General features: G+C 64.7%; 17 protein-coding genes, 1 tRNA gene and 1 riboswitch. Of the genes, 9 read left to right on the top strand and 9 right to left on the bottom strand.

Translation table 11 applies throughout. The features are described from left to right. Positions 1–14 precede the first annotated feature (14 nt). The 3 genes from aspT to QM470_RS11340 form a co-directional block, all read right to left on the bottom strand. Positions 15–1,700: an aspartate-alanine antiporter gene (gene aspT / locus QM470_RS11350; RefSeq protein WP_283339347.1), complete on the bottom strand. Its 1,686-nt coding sequence runs from the start codon at positions 1,698–1,700 to the stop codon at positions 15–17. A gap of 650 nt (positions 1,701–2,350) precedes the next feature. Then, positions 2,351–2,920 carry a manganese efflux pump MntP gene (mntP, locus tag QM470_RS11345; RefSeq protein WP_283339346.1) on the bottom strand — a complete coding sequence of 190 codons (570 nt, stop codon included), beginning with the start codon at positions 2,918–2,920 and terminating at the stop codon, positions 2,351–2,353. A 19-nt stretch (positions 2,921–2,939) separates the two neighbouring features. After that, positions 2,940–3,102, bottom strand: a riboswitch (yybP-ykoY riboswitch). Between the two features lie 980 nt (positions 3,103–4,082). Beyond that, a complete protein-coding gene (locus QM470_RS11340; protein ID WP_283339345.1) occupies positions 4,083–4,619 on the bottom strand; it encodes a cysteine hydrolase family protein in 537 nt (178 codons plus the stop codon). 516 nt (positions 4,620–5,135) lie between these two features. On the opposite strand from QM470_RS11340, the gene QM470_RS11335 reads away from it, so the two are divergent. The 3 genes from QM470_RS11335 to QM470_RS11325 all read left to right on the top strand — a co-directional run bounded on the left by QM470_RS11335 (position 5,136) and on the right by QM470_RS11325 (position 12,060). Continuing rightward, complete coding sequence (locus QM470_RS11335) at positions 5,136–6,308, top strand: response regulator (RefSeq protein WP_283339385.1); 1,173 nt, start codon at positions 5,136–5,138, stop codon at positions 6,306–6,308. Positions 6,309–6,405: 97 nt separating this feature from the next. Beyond that, entirely contained in the window at positions 6,406–10,512 is a 4,107-nt protein-coding gene (locus QM470_RS11330; protein WP_283339344.1) for a response regulator, read from the top strand. A 9-nt stretch (positions 10,513–10,521) separates the two neighbouring features. Next, positions 10,522–12,060 (top strand): GAF domain-containing protein, encoded by a 1,539-nt coding sequence (locus QM470_RS11325; RefSeq protein ID WP_283339343.1) that lies wholly within the window; start codon positions 10,522–10,524, stop codon positions 12,058–12,060. A gap of 188 nt (positions 12,061–12,248) precedes the next feature. On the opposite strand, the gene QM470_RS11320 is transcribed toward QM470_RS11325, so the two are convergent. Both QM470_RS11320 and QM470_RS11315 read right to left on the bottom strand, forming a co-directional pair. Continuing rightward, the gene (locus QM470_RS11320; RefSeq protein ID WP_283339342.1) at positions 12,249–12,761 is read right to left on the bottom strand and encodes a ClbS/DfsB family four-helix bundle protein; all 513 of its coding nucleotides are present in this window, start codon (positions 12,759–12,761) and stop codon (positions 12,249–12,251) included. Between the two features lie 15 nt (positions 12,762–12,776). Next, a complete protein-coding gene (locus QM470_RS11315) occupies positions 12,777–13,136 on the bottom strand; it encodes a hypothetical protein (RefSeq protein ID WP_283339341.1) in 360 nt (119 codons plus the stop codon). 329 nt (positions 13,137–13,465) lie between these two features. Here QM470_RS11315 and QM470_RS11310 point away from each other — a divergent pair. Continuing rightward, positions 13,466–13,542: transfer RNA gene (locus tag QM470_RS11310), tRNA-Arg, on the top strand. A gap of 130 nt (positions 13,543–13,672) precedes the next feature. Here QM470_RS11310 and QM470_RS11305 read toward each other — a convergent pair. From QM470_RS11305 to QM470_RS11295, 3 genes are all read right to left on the bottom strand, one after another. Continuing rightward, complete coding sequence (locus tag QM470_RS11305) at positions 13,673–13,948, bottom strand: hypothetical protein (protein WP_283339340.1); 276 nt, start codon at positions 13,946–13,948, stop codon at positions 13,673–13,675. Positions 13,949–14,133: 185 nt separating this feature from the next. Next, entirely contained in the window at positions 14,134–14,604 is a 471-nt protein-coding gene (locus QM470_RS11300) for a GNAT family N-acetyltransferase (RefSeq protein WP_283339339.1), read from the bottom strand. A gap of 41 nt (positions 14,605–14,645) precedes the next feature. Further along, a complete protein-coding gene (locus QM470_RS11295) occupies positions 14,646–15,215 on the bottom strand; it encodes a helix-turn-helix domain-containing protein (protein WP_283339338.1) in 570 nt (189 codons plus the stop codon). A 49-nt stretch (positions 15,216–15,264) separates the two neighbouring features. On the opposite strand from QM470_RS11295, the gene QM470_RS11290 reads away from it, so the two are divergent. The 5 genes from QM470_RS11290 (at position 15,265) to arsH (ending at position 19,176) form a co-directional block, all read left to right on the top strand. Further along, positions 15,265–16,170, top strand: a complete 906-nt coding sequence (locus tag QM470_RS11290) for a DMT family transporter (RefSeq protein WP_283339336.1) — start codon at positions 15,265–15,267, stop codon at positions 16,168–16,170. Positions 16,171–16,372: 202 nt separating this feature from the next. Next, complete coding sequence (locus QM470_RS11285; RefSeq protein ID WP_283339335.1) at positions 16,373–16,726, top strand: ArsR/SmtB family transcription factor; 354 nt, start codon at positions 16,373–16,375, stop codon at positions 16,724–16,726. A 4-nt stretch (positions 16,727–16,730) separates the two neighbouring features. Next, positions 16,731–17,219: an arsenate reductase ArsC gene (locus QM470_RS11280; RefSeq protein ID WP_283339334.1), complete on the top strand. Its 489-nt coding sequence runs from the start codon at positions 16,731–16,733 to the stop codon at positions 17,217–17,219. 1 nt (position 17,220) lies between these two features. Then, complete coding sequence (gene arsB, locus QM470_RS11275; protein WP_283339333.1) at positions 17,221–18,321, top strand: ACR3 family arsenite efflux transporter; 1,101 nt, start codon at positions 17,221–17,223, stop codon at positions 18,319–18,321. A gap of 84 nt (positions 18,322–18,405) precedes the next feature. After that, a complete protein-coding gene (gene arsH, locus QM470_RS11270) occupies positions 18,406–19,176 on the top strand; it encodes an arsenical resistance protein ArsH (protein WP_283339332.1) in 771 nt (256 codons plus the stop codon). A 100-nt stretch (positions 19,177–19,276) separates the two neighbouring features. Here arsH and QM470_RS11265 read toward each other — a convergent pair whose 3' ends face one another. Then, complete coding sequence (locus QM470_RS11265) at positions 19,277–20,530, bottom strand: MFS transporter (protein WP_283339331.1); 1,254 nt, start codon at positions 20,528–20,530, stop codon at positions 19,277–19,279. Positions 20,531–20,569 lie beyond the last annotated feature (39 nt).

Raw genomic sequence — 20,569 nt, 5'->3', positions numbered from 1 at the left:
TTTCAAAGTTGAAGTCAGGCAAAGGCCACGACCAAAGGGCCCAACAGCGTCAGGAACACATTCGCAAGCGCATAGGTGACGGCAAACGGGGTGGTCGGAATCGAATTTCCGGCCTTGTCCAGCACCTCACCGAATGCAGGGTTGGCGCTGCGTGATCCGGACAGCGCGCCCGCAAAGATCGCCACGTTGTCATAGCGCAGCACGTAGCGGCCGACCAGCATCGTGAGGATCATCGGAAGAATCGTCACGACCACACCAATCAGGAAGATGGACAGGCCGCTCTGCGCAATCGTGTGCACGGCTTCCTGGCCCGACTGCAGGCCCACCACCGCGACAAAGCCGGCCAGGCCCAGGTCGCGCAACAGCGTGGAGGCACTGCTGGGCATATTGCCCATGTTCATGTGGCGGCTGCGGTACCAGCCAAAGGCCAGGCCGGACAGCAGTGCACCGCCGCCCGCGCCCAGGGTCAGTGGAATCGCGCCGATGCGCACCACGAACAGGCCGATCAACAGGCCGACGACCAGGCCCAGGCCGTGGAACACAAAGTCCGTCTTGTCGCTGGGAATGATGGCCGGCCCGACGCGACCTGCCAGGCGCTGCAGGTCTTCCTGCACGCCGTGGACGGTGACCACGTCGCCGGCTTCGATGACCGTGTCGTCCTTGAGGTCCAGCTTCACCCCGCCGCGCGATGCCCCCAGCACGTAGATGCCGTGCCGCAGATCGGTGCTGAGCGTGATGATGGCGCGCACGGTCTGGCCCACGAACTCCTTGCCGCCAATCTGTATGTCGCGCGTGGTGACCACCAGCTCCATGCCGGGCTCGGACAGCGTTTCTGGTCCGATCAGCGCTTCAAGCCCGACCACGCCGCTGCGGCGGCCGACGATGAGCAGCAGGTCATCGTCCTGGAGCACCAGCTCCGGGCTGACGCCAATGGGCTTGCCGTCGCGCTGGACCCGCTCGACCGTGATCGGCCCGCCGCTGACGCTGTGCTCCAGCGCCGCAACGGTCTTGCCGGCCCCCACCTGCACGCGGTACACGCGGCCCACGATGTCGGGCAGTGCGGGCGTCTCGCCGTGGCCGTAGACCCGTGCGCCCTTCAGGGCTTCGGCCTCGGCCTTGATGGCGTCATCGCGGATGCTGCGGCGCATGAACCACGGCAGGATGTTGACGCAGACAATGATGGCGCCGAACGAGCCGAAGATATAGGTCACCGCGTAGCCGATGGCCACATTGGCCTGCAGGCGCTGCGACTCGTCTGCGGCCAGCCCCAGTTTGTCGATGGCAGAGCTGGCCGTGCCGATGATGGCCGATTGCGTCAGTCCGCCAGCGGCAATGCCTGCCGCCAGGCCCTTGTCCAGCTCGAACATGCGCGCCAGCACCACCACCGTGACCAGCCCACTGAGCGCCAGCACGGCCGCCATGACGATCTCGCGGATGGTCTGGCGTCCCAGGGAACGGAAGAATTGGGGGCCGCTTTCAAAACCCACGGCGTAGATGAAGAGCGCGAACAGAATCGACTTGACGCCGTTGTCGATGGTCACGCCCACCTGGCTGATGGCGACCGCTGCAAGCAGCGATCCGGCCACTCCGCCGAGCTGGAATTTACCGAACTGGAATTTACCGATCCAATACCCCAAGGCCAGGGAAAGGAAGAGCGCTATCTCGGGAGAATGCTTGAAGATACCGGAAACGTACTGCATGAGACCTCCTTCTTCGTGCGTAACTTTTATCAGAACATTCGCAATAAAAGATGACCACTCAAAAGCGAGGATTTGGTGGCGCTGCCGGATAAATTGGTGCATGGCATCCGCTGGTTTCAGACGCAGAGTCCTCCTTTTCTCCGACAAAAATTCGCGTGGAACACCTCTGTTTTTGAAACACTTCGGCACAAAAAACATGCCCTGATACCCATATGTGGATGGGTGGCAGCAGACGGTTGACAGGACAGAAAAAAATGGGAAAGGCGATGGCACCCATATCCGTGACGGCGGCATATTGGGACGCCGCAAAAGTGCGGCCCATGCGCGTTCTGCCACGCTGAAAAAATCACGCAATTCGGCTGCCCCCAATATGGACCTGCTATAAAAACGCAAGCCCCTATGCACGGCAAGAAACCATGCCGCATTGGCTGTCGGCAACTTTTTCTTCATAAAAAATCCCGCCGGCAGCGGGATTTTTTATGGGCGCCCATAAATATCTCTTTGGCCTATTTACGGCCCACCCTGCGCATGCCCATCAGAAGCTTTGTGGCGGTCAGGCACAGTCGAAAAATGGGGCACATTCACACATCCACGGAACCAGCGCTGCAATGGATGGCGGTGCAGCACTGGCCGTGGATATGGTGCCGTTCTCAGGCGACGGACAGATGCTCGTACAGAATCAGCGAACCAATGGCGATCAGCACCAGGCCGCCCACGGCCTCTGCCCACCGGCCCGTGATGTGACCCAGCAGGCGCCCCACCATGACGCCCAGCGTCACCATGGCGAAAGTGGCAAACCCGATGCTCAGCGCCACCACGGTGATGTTCACATCCAGGAACGCCAGGCCGACGCCCACCGCCATGGCATCGATGCTGGTGGCAAAACCGGTGGCCACCAGCAGCCAGAACCCGTGCCGTGCGGGCTTGCTCATCTCCGGTGCATCGGCGTGCTGGAACGCTCCCACCACCATGCGCAGGCCCAGCACCAGCAGCAGGACAAAGGCGATCCAGTGGTCCCAGGATTTGACGTAGTCGGCAGCGGCATAGCCCAGCGCCCAGCCGACCAGCGGAGTGATGGCCTCGATGACACCAAAGATCAGGCCGGTGCGCACAGCCTCTGACCAACGGGGTTTCACAAGGGCGGATCCTTTGCCAATGGCGGCAGCAAAGGCATCCGTGGACATGGCGAGCGCCAAAAGGGTGACGGAAGCAGCGTTCATCTGGGGTTCTGAGAATACGGTCGGGCCTGAGCACAACGGCATGCCTCCACTGCCCGACCTGCGTCGTGGTGACATGCCGATGGTCTCGCCAACCGAAGAACGGATGTCTGCGCCACAGCATGAAGATGCCGAGTGTGTTGACGCAGACGCTTCCAGGGCGGAAGCAGGCTACTCCCCAAGGGAACCCGCAGTCTAAACGCGCCGTGTCCGCTTTTCGCGAATGGCGCCAAAGGCCTTATTTCACAGCTGGAATGCGTTGCATTGCACTTGCAGCGCATCGCTCGCACTTCCGGGGTCCTCCGGAAGTTTTCATGCCATGGATAGCGCGCGCAGCCTGGCTGCAGCCACCGGCACACCTACACCTGCAACAGCCTTGCCACGCAAGGCAAGGCACTGCCCATGCATGGCCCGGGGTGGCATGGCAACGGCCCATCGTTCCACGCCGGACCCGGTGCATTGCTCCCTGCTGCGCTGCCGGGCATGGCGGACGCGCCAGAAGACAGCGACTTTTTCATTCCGCTGTCACCCTGTAGGTGGCCTCTGCAGCGAGAGCAACCGCTGACCGACGCTGTCTTTACACAATTCTGTTTCAGTTTGATACAAACTAGCCGATAAACGGTAGACAGCAGATCACGTTCAAGGAGTCATCAATGAGGCGGTGCATTATCAAAGTCGAAGGGGCGTACTACACCGCCCTGTTCCCCAGCACCTGCGCGGCCCTTGAAGATGCCATGCGGCGATTTCCCAGGGCATCCGCCATCAGCGTGAGAACCGTGCAGCGCCTGTACCGCTGCATGGCGGTGCACTGATTCCAGTCCAGGTCCTACCGTTCACAGGCTTTACCTTTTTGCCGGGCCTGGGAGCGTCTCCTCCCTCCCTCTCTTCAGTTCCCACGCACGCCGCAAGGCACCGGCTTTTTTCTTCGGCATCCGTTGCCAAACAGGGGCAGCCACCAACCACAGGGAGCACAACACGCGATCGCACCCGACGGTCTCCGCGCACATGGAAGCGATGCACCGGCGCCATCGCATGAGAACAGATACCCCTTTGCGCTAAACGCACGCCACACACCGCACCGGCATTCGGATACCTGCGCACCAGCTCCGAGCGCAGGGCCGGCGGTGGCATGGGTCAGGCCTCAGCATGCCGGCGCGGCAGTGCGCTAAGCCTGGGCCGGCACCGGGAAACTCCAGGCATGTGCAGGCACCACCGAGCAGAACGCTCCAGCCAGCGTGGCGTTGTGGTGTGCCACGATCTGCTCGGCACGCAGCTGAGGGCTGTCTGCGCAGGTGTGCGCATCGGCAATGAGCACGGCCTCCAGGCCCAGATCGCGCGCAGCCCGGCAAGTGGTGTCCACGCAATACTGGGTTTTCATTCCGGTGATGACCACGCCGCTCACGCCAGCAGCGTGGAACTTGTCCAGCAGACCGGTCCCTGCAAAAGCGCTGGGGCGGTGCTTTTCAAACACCACTTCACTACCGTCCAGCTGCAACTCCGGCGCCAGTTCGGTCAACGGGCTGCCAGGGCCGATGGGCGTGCCCACGGGACCGATGTGCCGTGCCAGAAAAATGGGGGCTCCGGCGCGCCGCGCCTGGGCCATCAGCGTGTTGATGGTCTCCAGCATCTCGGTGCAGCGCCACATGGATTCGGGACCGTGGACCAGCCCGACTTGGACATCGAGGACTAACAGGGCAAACATGTATGCATTTCCTTGCGTGGTGCCAGCGGCGCAAGGGCATAAAAAAAGCCCTGTCCATTGCTGGCGGGCCTGGGAAGTGGATCGACCGATCGCTCACGGCACTTCACACGGTCCGCAATCAGCGGTCGTGGAGGTAGTGGAGGTAGTGGTGGTGAGTGTGCAGCGAACCATGGAACCCCACTGTAGCAAGTTTTTGCGCTGCAGCATCCATAGCGACGCCGCTGTGGCAACTCCCACGACTCCCCGCGACGACGCCAGCGCAGGCCTCCTCGGCACGGCGCCAGTACCAAGGGATATCGGAAGCCGGGCTCTGCCGATCATCGGGAGGCATGACCGCCCTCCCGGGTGCCAGCAAGGCTGATGGCCCGGTGCACTGCGCCCAGTGCATGCGAGAGGGACACAACGGTGTTCCAGCGCAACCTGGACGGGCCCCTGTCGGGAAAAAGTTGCCAAGCTGTAAGCAATGGTAGATATTCTGAAAAAGAGAGTCTCGACACCCGTTACCAGGGAGATCTGATGCTTGCAGGAACCACAGAGAGGCCGTTTCGCCCGCAGATTCTGGCGGTGGACGATTCACCGGACAACCTGTGGCTTCTGTCGGGCCTGCTCAAGGCCAAATACCAGTTGAAGCTCGCCAGTTCCGGCGAGAAGGCCTTGGAAATCATTGCCCAGGAAACACTTCCTGACTTGGTACTGCTGGACGTGATGATGTCCGGGATGTCGGGCTACGAGGTCTGCCGCAGGCTCAAGGAGTCGTCCAGAACCCGGCATATCCCCATCATTTTTTTGACGGCCATGACCAGCACGGCCGATGAAACCACCGGACTGGAGGTCGGCGCGGCCGACTTCATCAGCAAGCCCATCAATCCGCCCATTCTGCTGGCACGCGTGGCATCGCAGTTGCAGGCCAAGATCGGGGCGGACATCCTGCGGAACCAGAATGAGTTTCTCGACTTCGAGGTGCACAGGCGCACCCGCGAACTGGCGGCCATCCAGGATGTCACCATCCTGGCAATGGCCTCGCTGGCGGAAACCCGTGACAACGAGACCGGCAACCATATCCGCCGGACCCAGCACTATGTGAAGGTGCTGGCCACAGCGCTGAAAGACCACCCGCGCTTCCGTCTACACCTTGATGGCAATGTGATCGACATGCTGTTCAAGTCCGCGCCCTTGCATGACATCGGCAAGATCGGCATTCCCGACCGGATCCTGCTGAAGCCGGGCCGCTTCGAGCCACAGGAGTTCGAGGTCATGAAGACCCACACCACCTTGGGCCGGGATTCAATACAGCATGCAGAAGACCAACTGGGCATGGCGGTGGACTTCCTGAAATACGCCAAGGAGATCGCCTATGGCCACCATGAGAAGTGGGACGGCAGCGGCTACCCGCAGGGCCTCTCCGGCGATGCCATTCCCGTCTCGGCCCGCATCATGGCGGTGGCAGACGTCTATGACGCGCTGATCAGCCGCCGTGTGTACAAGGAAGGCATGCCACACGGCAAAGCGGTGGACATCATGCGCGAGGGGCGCGGCATGCACTTCGACCCGGATGTGTTCGACGCCTTCCTGGGTGTGCTGGACCGGTTCCAGGAGATTTCGCGGACCTATGCCGACAGCCATGCCGACATGCTGGAAAAGCAACGCAGCGTGGAGCTCGCCAAAGGCGACATCGGCTCCATCGCCTAGCTTTCGAGTGCCTTTCCCCCATTGCCCCCAGCCCCGCCAGGGCGAGCGGCCCCGATAGCGGATCCCTGCACTGCTCGTGAGAAGAGGCGCTTATTCCATGACCGGACTGGTTCAGCACTACCACCGCTCTTCGTTGACGGCCAAGCTGGCCACTGCCTTTGCGGTGGTGCTTCTGATGGCCGCCATGATCAGCATGCTCGGGCTGTACACGGTGGGAAAGGTGAGCCACCAGATCGAGGACATGTACGAGAACGAGCTGCAAGGCATCTCCGATGCGCGGGCCGTGCAGTTCTTCTATGCCGACATGGAGCGCTCGCTGCGCGATGCGCTGCTGACCAACGATGAAACGGACCACGCCAATGCCATGCGACAACTGGACAAGGCGCATGCGGACATCAACCGTGAAGTGGCGGAGCTGCGCAAACGCATCGGCCAGGAGGACAACCGGCGCAGACTGGCGGCATTCGAGCAGAACTATGCCGCCTACCGCCAGGCCCTGGAGCACATGCTGGAGCTGGCCCGCCAGGGCCGCCTGAACGAGGCCCGGCTGCGCATTTCCAGCCGGGAGTTCAGAACGATGGGCGACACCGTGGGCCAGACCATGGAAGCCATCGCTACTTCCAAGGAGCAGAGTGCCCGCGCCACCCTCAAGGCGGTGCAGGTTCTGGCCGATGAAACCCGGCTGCGCGGCATGGTCCTGCTGGCGCTGGGCGGCTTGTCCAGCGTGCTGCTCGCCTGGCTCATCGTCCGTTCCATCCGCGTTTCTGCGGTGGAATTGCGCACGGCGGTGGAGCGTATCGCCGCCGGCGACCTGGAGCAGGAAGTGCCACACACCGCCTACCAGAACGACGTGGGTGCACTGGCACGTGCGGTGGCGGTGCTGCAGGGCTTTGCGCGCGAGCTGGAGGTACAGCGCTGGGTGAAGGCGCATACCGCCTCGATTTCAGCGGAGCTGCAGGCCACCCACACCTTTGCCGAACTGGCGCAGCGTTTCTTCACCTTGACTGCGCCTTTGCTGGGTGTGGGACATGGGGTGCTGTATCTCTACGAAAAGGCGGATCGCCGGTTGCGCCTGCTGGGGGGCTTTGCGCAGTGTGAGGTCCAGTCCCAGGAGTCGTACATTCCGCTGGGCCAAGGGCTGGTGGGGCAATGCGCCGTGGAGCGCAGCCCCATTGTGCTGACCAATCCCCCAGCAGACTATGTGCGCGTGGGCTCTGCACTGGGGGAGGCAGCGCCGCGCTCCATCAACGTGCTGCCCGTCATGCGGGGGGATGAACTGCTGGGCGTTCTGGAGATCGCCAGCCTGGAGCCCAGCCCCCCCGGCCGCCAGGCGCTGCTGGATGCCCTGATGCCGTCGCTTGCGGCCAATCTGGAGATCATGGAGCGCAATCTGGCCACCCACCAGTTGCTACAGGAAACCCAGGCCCAGGCCCGGACGCTGGAGCGGCAGGCCGACGAGCTGGCACGGCAGAAGGACGCGATCAAGGCCACCGAGACCTGGTACCACAGCATCATCGAATCCTCGCCCGATGGGATGCTGGTCCTGGATCCGGAGGGCTGCATCTCTTTGGCCAACCCCCTGGTGGGAACGATGTTCGGTTATGTGGAGGAGGAGCTGATCGGCATGCCCATCGCAACGCTGATCCCCTTCTATGCGCGGGATGGGTATGCCGCACAGCGGGATACCTTTGCCCAGGAAGGCGGCTCCCACCTGATGGGCGCTGACGGTATCCGTGTGTACGGCCTGCGCAAGGACGGGACGGAAATCCCCATCGAGGTGGGGATTTCCCGCCTGCCCGATGTGGGCGGCCGGGGCGAATGCGTGTGCGCATCGGTGCGCGATGTGGCGCAGCGCCACCGCGCCGAGGACGAGGTGCGTCACGCCCGCGAACTGGCCGAGGAAGCCACCCGCGCCAAGAGCGAGTTTCTGGCCAATATGAGCCACGAAATCCGCACGCCCATGAATGCCATCATCGGCATGTCGCACCTGACCTTGCAGACCACGCTGAATGCCAAACAGCGCAATTACATCGAGAAGGTCAATCACTCGGCGGAAAACCTGCTGGGCATCATCAACGACATCCTGGATTTCTCCAAGATCGAGGCCGGCAAGCTGTCCATGGAGAAGGTCGACTTCAAGCTGGCGGACGTGCTGGACCATGTGGCCAACCTCATCGGCATCAAGGCCGAGGACCAGGGTCTGGAGTTGCTGTTCAATACGTCGTCCGGCTTGCCCGCCACCCTGGTGGGCGACCCGCTGCGGCTGGGGCAGGTGCTGGTCAATCTGTGCAGCAATGCGGTCAAGTTCGCCGAGCACGGCGAAGTCATCCTGGGAACGGAAATGGTGGCCCAAACGCCGGAGGAGGTGGAATTGCACTTCTGGGTGCAGGATTCGGGCATCGGCATGACGCAAGAGCAGTGCACGCGGCTGTTCCAGTCCTTCAGCCAAGCGGACAGCTCCACTACCCGTCGCTATGGCGGGACCGGCCTGGGGCTGGCGATATCACGCACCTTGGTGGAGCTTATGCAGGGCCGCATCTGGGTGGAGAGCGCGCTGGGGCACGGCTCCACCTTCCACTTCCACGCCCGTTTCGGCCTGCAGCCCGACCCGATGCCTCAGCGCATGTTCGACTCGCAGGAGCTGCTGGGACTGCGCATCCTCGTGGTGGACGACAACGCTGCCGCGCGGGAGATCCTCTCGACCATGGCCCGGAACTTCGGCCTGGAGGTGGACGTGGCCCGGGACGGCGATGAATGCCTGTCGCTAGTCCGGCAGGCCAACGAGCGGCAGCTTGCCTATGACCTGGTGCTGATGGATTGGCGCATGCCCCGGATGGACGGCGCCGAAGCCGTGGCACGAATGCAGTCTTCTCACGGAGGGGACGCACCTGCCGTCATCATGGTGACGGCCTTCGGGCGTGAAGAGGCCATGACGGCACTGCAGACCCGGGGAGCCCATGTCAATGCCGTGCTCACCAAGCCCGTCACACCATCCACCTTGCTGGAAGCCGTGGGAGAGGCGCTGGGCAAAGGCCAACTGGTGCAGTCCCGCGCCGCAACCAGGGAGCAGGGGCAAAAAGAGCATTTGCAGCAGTTGCAGGGGACCCGGGTGCTGCTGGTGGAGGACAACGAGCTGAACCAGGAACTAGCGCAGGAGCTGCTGCGCAATGCAGGCATCGACGTGGTGGTGGCCTGCAATGGCCAGGAGGCCTTGGACTGCCTGGCACAGGATCCACGCTTCGATGCGGTGCTGATGGACTGCCAGATGCCCGTGATGGACGGCTTTGTCGCCACACAGAAGATCCGCGCCCAGCCACGGTTGGATGCCCTGCCCATCATTGCCATGACGGCCAATGCCATGGCGGGGGACCGGGAAAAGGTGATCGAGGCCGGCATGGTGGACCACATCCCCAAGCCCCTGCGGGTGGGCGAGATGTTTGCCTGCCTGGCCCGCTGGATCGGCCGCCCGCTTACCGGCCCGGAGGCTGGTGCAGGCCCGCCACCGGGGACCCCAGGCGGGGCGCCCCCTCCGCCCCTGGCTGGAGCGCCGTCATTGCCGGCTGTGCCGAAACGCTCGGAACTGTCAGAGCTGCCCAAACTTCCCGGGGTGGATCTGGCAGCAGGTCTGCACATCGTGCAGCAGGACGCCCGCCTCTACCGCCGCCTGCTGGGCCTCTACGCCCATGAGCAGGCAGGTTTTGCGGCCGCCTTCACGGCCGCCGTGCAGGCAGGCGATGCCCCGCTGGCGACGCGCCTGGCCCATACGCTCAAAGGGGCGTCTGGAACCATTGGCGCCCAGGCCCTGGCCACTGCGGCTGCGGGGCTGGAAGCGGCATGCCAGACCACTCCTTCCAGGACCGGTGTGCTGCCTCTGCTGGGCCAGGTGGAGGCGCTGCTGCAGCCCCTGATTACGGCCCTGGAGCAGTTGCCACGCCCGCAGGGTATTGCACAGGCAACGGTGTCCGCCGTGCAGCCCCCGCATACACGCTCCGCCGCCACGGCGACGATGCTGCAGGGCTTGCGTCAACTTCTGCAGGACAGCGATGCCGAAGCCGTCGACCTGCTGCAAGCGCTGACGCAGCGCCTGGCCGCGGAAGCCGATCCGCTGGCGGCGCAACTGACCCCGGTGGCGCGCGCGATTGACCGGGTCGACTTCACGGCGGCCCTGGCAGCCCTGGACCGGGCCCAGGCTCAAGCCCTGTAGGCGCACGCCATGCAGACGCTCCTGCGCCCCCTCCTCCCCCTGGTGGCCGCTGCAGCCCTGGCTGGAGCGGGGTCTACCCATGGCCGGACGCTGGCAGAGATTCGCAACACGGGGGAGCTGCGCGTGTGCGTGGCCGGATCCAGCGCGGACTTCTACCGCACCAACGCCCAGGAATTTGCCCGCTACCTGGGGGTGCCCGCCAGGGTGGAAAACCTGCCCACCTGGGATGCGCAGTTCGTCAACGCCCAAGGCGTGGTCCAGCGCGATGCGCGTTACGAAGCCGCACCGCTGGCCTCGGGCCGCTGCGACCTGTACCCCAACGACCTGCACATCACCCCGTGGCGCGAACAGAAAATGGTGCTGGTGCCGTATTTCTCGACCCGCAACGTGGTGGTGGCGCGGCCAGACGCGCGCTCCATCTTGCGCAGCCCGGAAGACCTGGCCGGGCGCACGGCGGCCGTGCAGGCCGGCACGGCGTATGAAGGATGGCTGCGCACCTACAACGCCACCAACAAAAATACGCCCATCACTATCCACCCAATGGCGACCGCACAGGCCATGCAAGCAGTGGCACAGCGCCGTGCCGACTTCACTGTCATCGCCGCCGAATCGGCCTTCAAATGGGTCCGTGACGATCTGGACAACCTCGATCTGCTGTTTCCAGTGGGGGAACTCACACAGGTTGGCTGGGGCATTTCCCCGAATACCCCGGATCTGGAGCAGGCACTGAGCGCCTTCTTCAGCCAGAGCCGCCGCGTCGGGTCGGGACTGGATATCTCCTGGCGCAACAAGTATGGCGTGTCGCTGATGGAGTACCAGATGTACTCAGCCTCCTTCGACACCGACCACCGGTGGCGCGATCTGTTCGTGACCTGGGGGATTCCTGCGGGTTCGGCGCTGGCGGGGTTGCTGCTTGCCATGGCCTTCTGGGCCCGGCGGCTTCACCGCGAGGTGGCCCGGCACCGTCTGACCGTACAGGCGCTGCGCGAAAGCCAGCAGCAGATGCACGACGAAGTCGCACGCGGCAAGGCAGTGTCCGATCTGCTGCGGGGGTTGCAGCTGGTGAATTCGCTGGAAGCCTTCGGCCAGGTCACCCTCTGGGAACTGGCACGCCATCTGCCGCTGGGCCAGAGCCTCATAGCCGTGGTGGTTGGAAGCGATCAGCGCTTTCAGGCCCTGGCGCACTATGCAGGCACGGCCGCCACGCCCTCCCAGGCACTTGCCGATTTTCCGATGACCACCGGGCTGATGGCCCGCTGTGCCAGCACCGCCGAAGCCGTGCTGGTGGAGGCCCCGGGTCCGCAGTACCTGCGTATCCGCTCAGGCCTTGGTCACTGCGCACCAGCGTCTCTTCTGCTAGTGCCGATACGGCATGCCGGCCAGGTGGTTGCCGTTATCGAAATGGCCAGCACCCAGCCTTTGACCCCTGCACACCGGGAGCTGCTGGCTGCGCTGGAACCGATCGTGGCGACCGGCATCCACCGGCTGCAGAAAGAGACTGCCTCCGCACCACCGCACACCGACTCGCACCGTGAAGCATGCTGCTGAGCCAGCGCCATGCCCGGTGGGCACAGCAACAGCAATAAGCCAACATTCCCCTTCGAATGCCTGCGGTCTGTTCTTGGCTGAACGCGGCCATCTGCAGATGGCAGGTCGCTCCATGATTCAGGCACCTTCTGTCATCCCGGCGATGGATACACAAGATGGCAAGATCTGGCGCATGCCAGCGAACACCCTCAAGCCAACTGGTGCAGCTTCTTCCACTTACGGATGCGAGTCCGCGCATTGGCGTTGGGGGATGAGGTGTTGAACTGGATCATGCGCCCCAGGGGATATTTCCCATACCAGGGCGCGCCGTACAGCTGCGCCTCGCTACTGGCTTCCACCAGCGCCAGGATGCGCGCGTGCACCTGGGCGAACTGCTGCAGCAGCACGCGGTAGTCCTGGTGCGCGTGGTCGGCGTAGAACTTCTGCGCCAGCAGCCCCAACTCGTTCCAGTGGTAGCCCGTCTCCGGAAAATCGACGGGCTCCCCTTGGGCCTTGCGGTCGCACCACTTGAGCACCAGCAGGCTCCAGCCGACCAGGTAGGCCACCAGATGCGCCGGACTCATCAATGTGTCTTTGGCATGGCCTTCCATGGAGGCTTCATGGGCGCGCGCATCGGGGATGGTGCACAGATCCGCCCACAGTTTGGCATGCGTGGTCTGGATGGCCTCCAGCAGTTCCTGCTTGTTCTGTGGAACGCCCACCCATGCCCCCTGCGCTTAGCTGCTGAAGGGAATGCGGTTCAGGCGGCTGGCATACACGGCCACGCCCATGACCAGCACAGCGGTAACCACGACGGCTGCCTTGGCGCTACGCTGCCACTCTGGCGGCCCGGCGTACTGGCCGGCGGACTTCCATGTGGCCCGCCACCAGCCGCAGGCATAGAGTAGACCGAACTGCCAGGCCGTTGCCTGCATAGCGGGTAAGTTAGTGGCCAGTGCGTACATGGCCAGAATGCACACGGCGCCGCCGCCCAGGCCAAAGCCCCAGAACACGGTGCGCAGCGGGTAATTGCCTGCGAGATAGCCTGTCAGCCCCGTGGCGTTCTGGCGGGACTTTGGAATTGCTTTGCTGCTCATGCGCGCAATGTAACAGGCGCTCACAAACAGCCGGAAAATCCCATGCACACCACGACCACCGCTGCAGGCACCGTGCAGCCTGGCGCCCCATCTCAGGCAGCTCATGCCGCAAGGTGGGCCGGCGTGATGGCCACCATTTCGGCAAGATGGGAAGGCAGTGGAGATCGAGAAAGAGCGCGTAGCGCCTCAAAGTCCCGCACGCCCAATCGCTGGCATAATCAGCGGCTACCCTGAAAGCACGGGTTGGGGAATACGGCGCGCTGCGCGCTGCGCGCCGCCCACCGTGATGGCCCTCTCCAAGAGGGCATTTCAGACAGTTAACCAAGCGTGTGGCGTTAGCTCAGTTGGATAGAGCAACAGCCTTCTAAGCTGTGGGTCACTGGTTCGATTCCAGTACGCCGCACCACCGCTGCCAAGCCGTACCGGTTCGCCGGTGCGGATTTTTTCATGTCCGGGTCCTGCGTACAGCGTACGGACCGGCATCCGGAATGCAGCAGGCTCTGGCTGCAGCCGCTGCCGGCGGCCGTGACAGCGCTTTATGCGGCGGGCGCGTGCTCCACCAGCGGGTGCAGGCTGCCATCGGCCGCCACCAGCGCATTCACCGCACCGCCGCCCTGCACCGGCACGCCCAGGAACACTGTTTCCCAGCCGGGGCGCAGCACGTAGTTCATGGTGTCGTTGACCAGCTTGCGGGTGTCGTTGAGTTCGCGCAGCGCGGCGTCGGTCAGCTCAAAGCGCTGGGGATACTGTTGGCTGTGGGCGGTCCAGTGCTCCCGGAGCGCGGCGACCATGTGGTTGTAGAGGGCTGACATGGCGGCAAGTCTAAACGCAGACGCAGCACCCCTTAGGGAACGGAGCACAGCTTCAGACCGGTAGTGCAGCGCACTAGGCGATGGACTGCACCACCGCACCGGGATACGTCAGGTCGCCGACCAGGTCGCAGAACGGGGTGATGCGCCCGCACTCCCCGCCGTCAGTTTGTATCGTCAGTGCTGTGTCATCCGTTCTGAACCACAGCAACGGGCGGCTTGAGCATCTCGATGTGGGGAATGCCATCCTCGTCATAGATATCCCCCACCGGCTGGAACCCCAGCGAGCCATAGAACTTGTGGAGATGGGCCTGGGCCCCGATGCGGATGCCTGTTCCAGGGAACTTGGCCTCGGCAAACGCAATGGCTTCTGCGACCAGCGCCCGGCCAATCTGCAGCTTGCGGTATTGCGCCACCGCCATGACACGGCCAATGGACGGCTCGCGGTATTTGACGCCGGGATCGACGACACGCGCATAGGCTGCCAGCTCGCCGTCCAACAGGACGGACAGATGCCAGGACTGGCTGTCTGCGCCATCCGCTTCCTGGTACGCACAGGCCTGCTCCACCACGAACACGGCTTCGCGTGCCTGGATGATGTTGTACATCTCCAGCGCAGAGAACGACTCCATGCGGTTCCATTTGAACTTCAGATCCATCTCTCTTCTTTCCTCATTTTTTGGGAGGGTAGCTGTGCCCATCACCGGTAGTGGCTCTTGATCACCAGGTAGCGTGCAGTCGCATCCGCCGGGTTTTCAAACGTTTGTTCCTGGGTGGTGGACACCCTGGCGCAATCACCGGGCTGCAGCTCGTAGAGCACTTCTGCACAGTGCAGATTCAGCCGGCCCGCAAGCAGCAACACCTGGTCGTCTGAATGCAGGCTTTCGGTGGCCGCGAAGGTCACGGTCTTGTGCGCGGGCAGCTCCACCGCCACGACTTCCGTGGCGCTGTCATCCCCTGGCGGCGAGACCAGCCGGCGGATGTAGCCCGTCTCCGGATCCACCCAGTGTGGCTGCTCCTGCATCCTGCGCACGGCAGTGGTGGGGGTGCGCGGCTCGCTCATCAGAGCGGAAAGGCTCAGCCCCATCGCATCGGCAATTTTGGACAGCAGCACGGCCGTGGGGGTGCTCTGCCCCCGCTCGATCTTGGAAATCATGGCGCGGCTGACATCCGCCATCCCGGCCAGCTGGTCGAGGGTCAGCCCCCGCCGGTTGCGCTCTTCGCGGACACGGCGGGGTATCAGGTGCTCAGGGGAGGTGTGGGTTGCCATGCCATCTACTATAGTAGAAAATCTACTTTAGTGGAATTTTCTGATTGTCATGTTTTCAAACTCAACCGTCGCTCCGGTTCTGGCCCTGCTCTTGAACTGTGTGGTCTGGGGGGTCTCATGGTGGCCGCTGAAGCAGCTGCAGAGCATGGGGATGCACCCGCTGTGGGCCACTGCAGTCATCTACCTGGTCGTGGCGGTCGTGGTCGGTGTCTGGCGCCCCAGCGCGGTGCGCTTGCTGGCGCGAACGCCTGCACTGTGGTGGATATTGATGGCCTCGGGCTTCACGAACGCGGCATTCAACTGGGCGGTCGGGATAGGCGATGTGGTACGGGTCGTGCTTCTTTTCTATCTCATGCCGCTGTGGTCACTGCCGCTGGCCAGACTGCTGCTGCAGGAGCGCATGACGGCACCAGCGGTGCTGCGTGCGGTGCTGACGGTCATCGGTGCCGCCTTTGTTCTGATGCAGCCCGGCGCCAGCACCGACACCAGTCCAGGCAGCCCCACCCAGCCGGTGCTTGCGGATGTGCTGGCGACACTTTCCGGATTTGCATTCGCGCTGAATACGGTGATGCTGAGGCGCGGGGCCGCATTGCCCAGCGAAGGCCGCGCCATTGCAATGTTCCTTGGCGGTGCACTGGTTGCGGGCACTGCGGCGATAGTCTTTTCTTCCGGCACGGTTGCGGCAGCGATGGAAGTGCGCCTTCCGTCGCTATCCGGCCCCTGGCTGGTGCTGGTGGCGGGCCTCGCGGTGGCTTTTCTCGCCTCCAACCTGTGCCTTCAGTACGGGGCGGCACGGCTCACGGCCAGAGTGACCGCCGTGGTCATGCCGTGTGAAGTGGTGTTTGCGGCGGTCACCGCCGTATGGTGGGGCGGCGCCGCAGTACATGCAGGGCTGGTGGTAGGCGGCGTGCTGATCCTGTCGGCGGCGTTTGCCAGCGTGCTAGGGCGGCGGTAAACGCGGCTGGCCACGAAGCCTGTGCCCAGACACCCCGGCGCTGTGCACGCAGTGCCCGCGATGCGGGGTGGTGCTGCGCCACCAGGACCCCAAAGGGCGGTCTGACCCTGCTCCGGGCCAGACCCTACACCCTCCCACACCGCCACCGCTTGCTTTGGTACTGGCCTTTGCTTCATTTCAATAATTCAACTATTATTGAAATATGAATGAAGACCAAGTCATCCAATCCCTGGCCGCGCTGGCCCATGCGGTCCGGCTGCGCGTGTTCCGTGCGCTGGTGGTGGCCGGTGCAGGCGGGCTGACGCCTTCCGTGCTGGCCGAGCAGCTGGACGTGGCCGGCACAGCCCTGTCCTTTCACCTGAAGGAACTGGTGCGCGCCGGTCTGGTGACGCAGGAGCGCAGCAGCCGCAACCTGATCTACCGCGCGGCCTATGCGCAGATGGATGCGGTGATGGGCTACCTGACCGAAAACTGCTGCGCCGGCGCCGACTGCGGCCAGTCCGTGGGCAGTTGCTGCCCCGGCGACGGCGCCGCCGCCCCCTCTGCTTGCGGCTGAGCCCATGACCACCCACATCCTGGTGCTGTGCACCCACAATTCCGCCCGCAGCGTGCTGGCCGAGGCCATGTTCAACCACTGGGCCCGGCAGCTGGGCATAGACGCCCAGGCCCACAGCGCGGGCGCCGCGCCCAGCGGCCGGGTGCATCCGCAGGCCCTGGCGGCGCTGCGCGCGGCGGGGGTCGATGTGTCCACCCTGTCCAGCAAGCACATGGATGCGTTTTCCCAGCCCGGTGCGCCGCAGATGCGCGTGGTCATCACGGTGTGCGACAGCGCGGCGGCCCAGCCCTGCCCGATCTGGCCCGGCGCCCCCGTGCGTGCGCACTGGAGCTACCCCGACCCTTCCGCCGCCCCGCCCGAGCAGCAGGCCCAGCGGTTTGAGCTGACACGCCAGGCCCTGGCCTACCGCATGCTGCAGCTGGTGCAGCTGCCGTTTTCCCAACTGGACACCGCCGCACTGCAGCCCCTGGTGGCACGCATCGGAGCGAACTGAGATGACCGCCCCGATGCCCGCCACCGAGACCTCCGCCACAGCCGCCTCAGCCCCGCGTGCAGCGGCCCGCCCGGCCCTGGGGGTGTTCGAGCGCTATCTGACTTTGTGGGTGCTGCTGTGCATCGCCGCCGGCGTGGCGCTGGGCCATGCGCTGCCGGGGCTGACCGCCGCGGTGGCCCGCATGGAGGTGGCCCAGGTCAACCTGCCTGTGGGGGCGCTGATCTGGGTGATGGTGATTCCCATGCTGGTCAAGATTGACTTTGCCGCGCTGGCGCAGGTGAAGACGCATGCCCGCGGCATGGGGGTGACGCTGTTTATCAACTGGGCGGTCAAGCCGTTTTCGATGGCGCTGCTGGCGTGGCTGTTTGTGCGCCAGCTGTTTGCACCCTGGCTGGATGCGGCGCAGATCGACAGCTATGTGGCCGGCCTGATTCTGCTGGCCGCCGCACCCTGCACGGCCATGGTCTTTGTCTGGAGCCAGCTGTGCAAGGGCGACCCGTATTTCACGCTGTCGCAGGTGGCGCTGAACGACGCCATCATGCTGGTGGCCTTTGCGCCCATTGTGGCGCTGCTGCTGGGCATGTCGTCCATCACCGTGCCGTGGGACACGCTGCTGGCCTCGGTGGTGCTCTACATCCTGGTGCCGGTGGCCCTGGCGCAGGCGCTGCGCCGCCACCTGCTCCAGCAGGGTGAGGCCGCTTTCCAGCGTGCCACGGCAGTCATGGGGCCGCTGTCCATGGCTGCGCTGCTGCTGACGCTGGTGCTGCTGTTTGCCTTTCAGGGCCAGTCCATCCTGGCCCAGCCCGTGGTGATTGCACTGCTGGCCGTGCCCATTCTGATCCAGGTGGTCTTCACCGCCGCTTTGGCCTACGGGCTGAACCGGCGGCTGGGGGTGGCGCACTGCGTGGCCGGGCCTTCGGCACTGATTGGCGCCAGCAATTTCTTTGAACTGGCGGTGGCCACGGCGATTGCCCTGTTCGGCCTGCACTCGGGCGCCGCGCTGGCCACCGTGGTCGGCGTGCTGATTGAAGTGCCCGCCATGCTGGCCGTGGTGGCGGTGGTGAACCGCAGCCGCCGCTGGTACGAAAGCGGGGCCGCCTGAGCCAGTACCCGCGCTGGCGTCTTTCACCCAGCCCCTGTCCCCCCCTGTCCGCCTGACTGTCACCTGATCCTTGAGCACCACCGCATGTCCACCACCGCCATTCCCGATACGCCCTCCGACACCACCTCCAACACCGTGTCCTCTGCCGCCGTGCTCTGCCCCCAGCTCGACCCGGGCAGTTTCCGCATTCCCACACAGCAGGCGCTGCACGCGGTGCAACCGTCCACGCACGCACCGCGCATCCTGATGCTGTATGGCTCGCTGCGCGAGCGCTCGTACAGCAAGCTGCTGACCCTGGAAGCGGCACGCCTGCTGCAGGGCATGGGCGCCGAGGTGCGCATCTTCAACCCCGCAGGCCTGCCCCAGCCCGACGCCGCGCCGACCGACCACCCCAAGGTGCAGGCCCTGCGCGAGCTGGTGCTGTGGAGCGAAGGCATGGTCTGGACATCACCCGAGCGCCATGGCGCGATGACCGGCATCATGAAGTCGCAGATCGACTGGATTCCACTGTCCGAAGGGGCGGTGCGCCCCACGCAGGGCAAGACCCTGGCGGTGATGCAGGTCAGCGGCGGCTCCCAGTCTTTCAACGCGGTCAACCAGCTGCGGGTGCTGGGCCGCTGGATGCGCCTGTTGACCATTCCCAACCAAAGCTCGGTCGCCAAGGCCTATGACGAATTCACCGAGGCAGGCCGCATGAAGCCATCGCCCTATTACGACCGGGTGGTGGACGTGATGGAGGAGCTGGTCAAGTTCACCTTGCTGACACGCGCTGCCGCCCCGTATCTGGTGGACCGCTACAGCGAACGCAAGGAGGCACTGGCCCGCCAGCACGCCCAGACGCTGGCCAGCATGTGAGGTGGGCCATGTGCCGTGTGCCTGCCGTGGTCCCCGGCCAGGACCACGGTGGCTGCTGCTGCAAACTCTGCGCGGCAGCCGCCGTGGTGTGGCAGGCCGGTCAGGCGGCAGCCGCTGCCGTGCGCGCCGGCAGGCGGGCTTCGCGGATCGGCAGGTTCACCAGCGCTGCCAGCAGGGCCAGCACCGCATCGGCCCACCACATCCATTCGTAGCTGCCGGTGGTGGTGATGGCGATGCCGCCCAGCCACGCTCCCAGAAATCCGCCCACCTGGTGGCTCAGCAAGGTCAGGCCGAACAGCGTGGCCAGGTAGCGGGTGCCGAAGAGCTTGGCCGTCAGCCCCGCCGTGGGAGGCACGGTGGCCAGCCAGGTGGCCCCCAGCGCCAGCGCAAAGATGTAGAAGGTGGCCGGCTCCTTGGGCGCCGCCAGGTACAGCAGGATGGCCACCACGCGCGAGAGGTACATCCAGAACAGGATCATCTTCATGCGCACGCGCTCGCCCAGGGCGCCGACGACCAGGCTGCCCGCCACGTTCGCCAGGCCTATGATGGCCAGCGAGGTGGACGCCACGTTGGCGCTGAGGCCGCACAGATCGACTTCACCCGGCATGTGCGTCACCAGAAAGGCAATGTGGAAGCCGCAGGTGAAGAACCCGGCGTGCAGGCACCAGTAGCTCTTGTTGCGCAGCGCCTGGCGCAGCTGCTCGCGCAGCGTGGTGCCGGCGGGCGCTGCCGCAGCAGCCGGGGCTACTGTGGCGGAAGGGGCTTGCGGGGTTGCCGCAGCGGCCGCACGCGGCGTGCCGCGCAGCCACCAGGCCATGGGCGCGGTGGACAGCGCCAGCACGGCCATCATCCACATGGCAGACACCCAGCCAAATGCCGTCATCACCGCCTGGTTCAGCGGTGCAAAAATGAACTGGCCCATGCTGCCGCCGGCGTTGATCACCCCGCCCGCCACCGAGCGGCGGTTGGCCGGAATGCGCTGCGCCGTCGCGCCGATCAGGATGGAGAAACTGCCCGCCCCGGCGCCGGCGGCGCTCAGCAGGCCCACGGCCACGATCAACCCCCATTCGCTGGTGACCTGGGTGGTCAGCGCGCAGCCGGCCGCCAGCAGCGCAGCCCCGATCACGATCACCCGGCCAGGGCCCCAGCGGTCGGCCACGGCGCCAAACACCGGCTGCACCGCCCCCCACACCAGCTGGCCGATGGCCATGGCCAGGCTGATCTTGGCAATGCCCAGGCCGGTGGCCGAGTTGAGCGGCGACATGAACAGCCCCAGCGACTGCCGCGCACCCATGGTCACCATCAGGATGGCGGCGGCGACCAGCACCAGGCCCCAAGCGCCCCGGGCCTTCATGCGTGCCCCCGTTGCAGGCTGCGCGCCATCACGCGTCCT

Origin of the sequence: Comamonas sp. 17RB (assembly GCF_030056555.1) — a bacterium.
In the GTDB taxonomy this organism is placed as follows: domain Bacteria; phylum Pseudomonadota; class Gammaproteobacteria; order Burkholderiales; family Burkholderiaceae_C; genus Comamonas; species Comamonas terrigena.
Note: the sequence above shows the minus strand (reverse complement) of the source record. Positions and strands in the feature narration are given on the sequence as shown.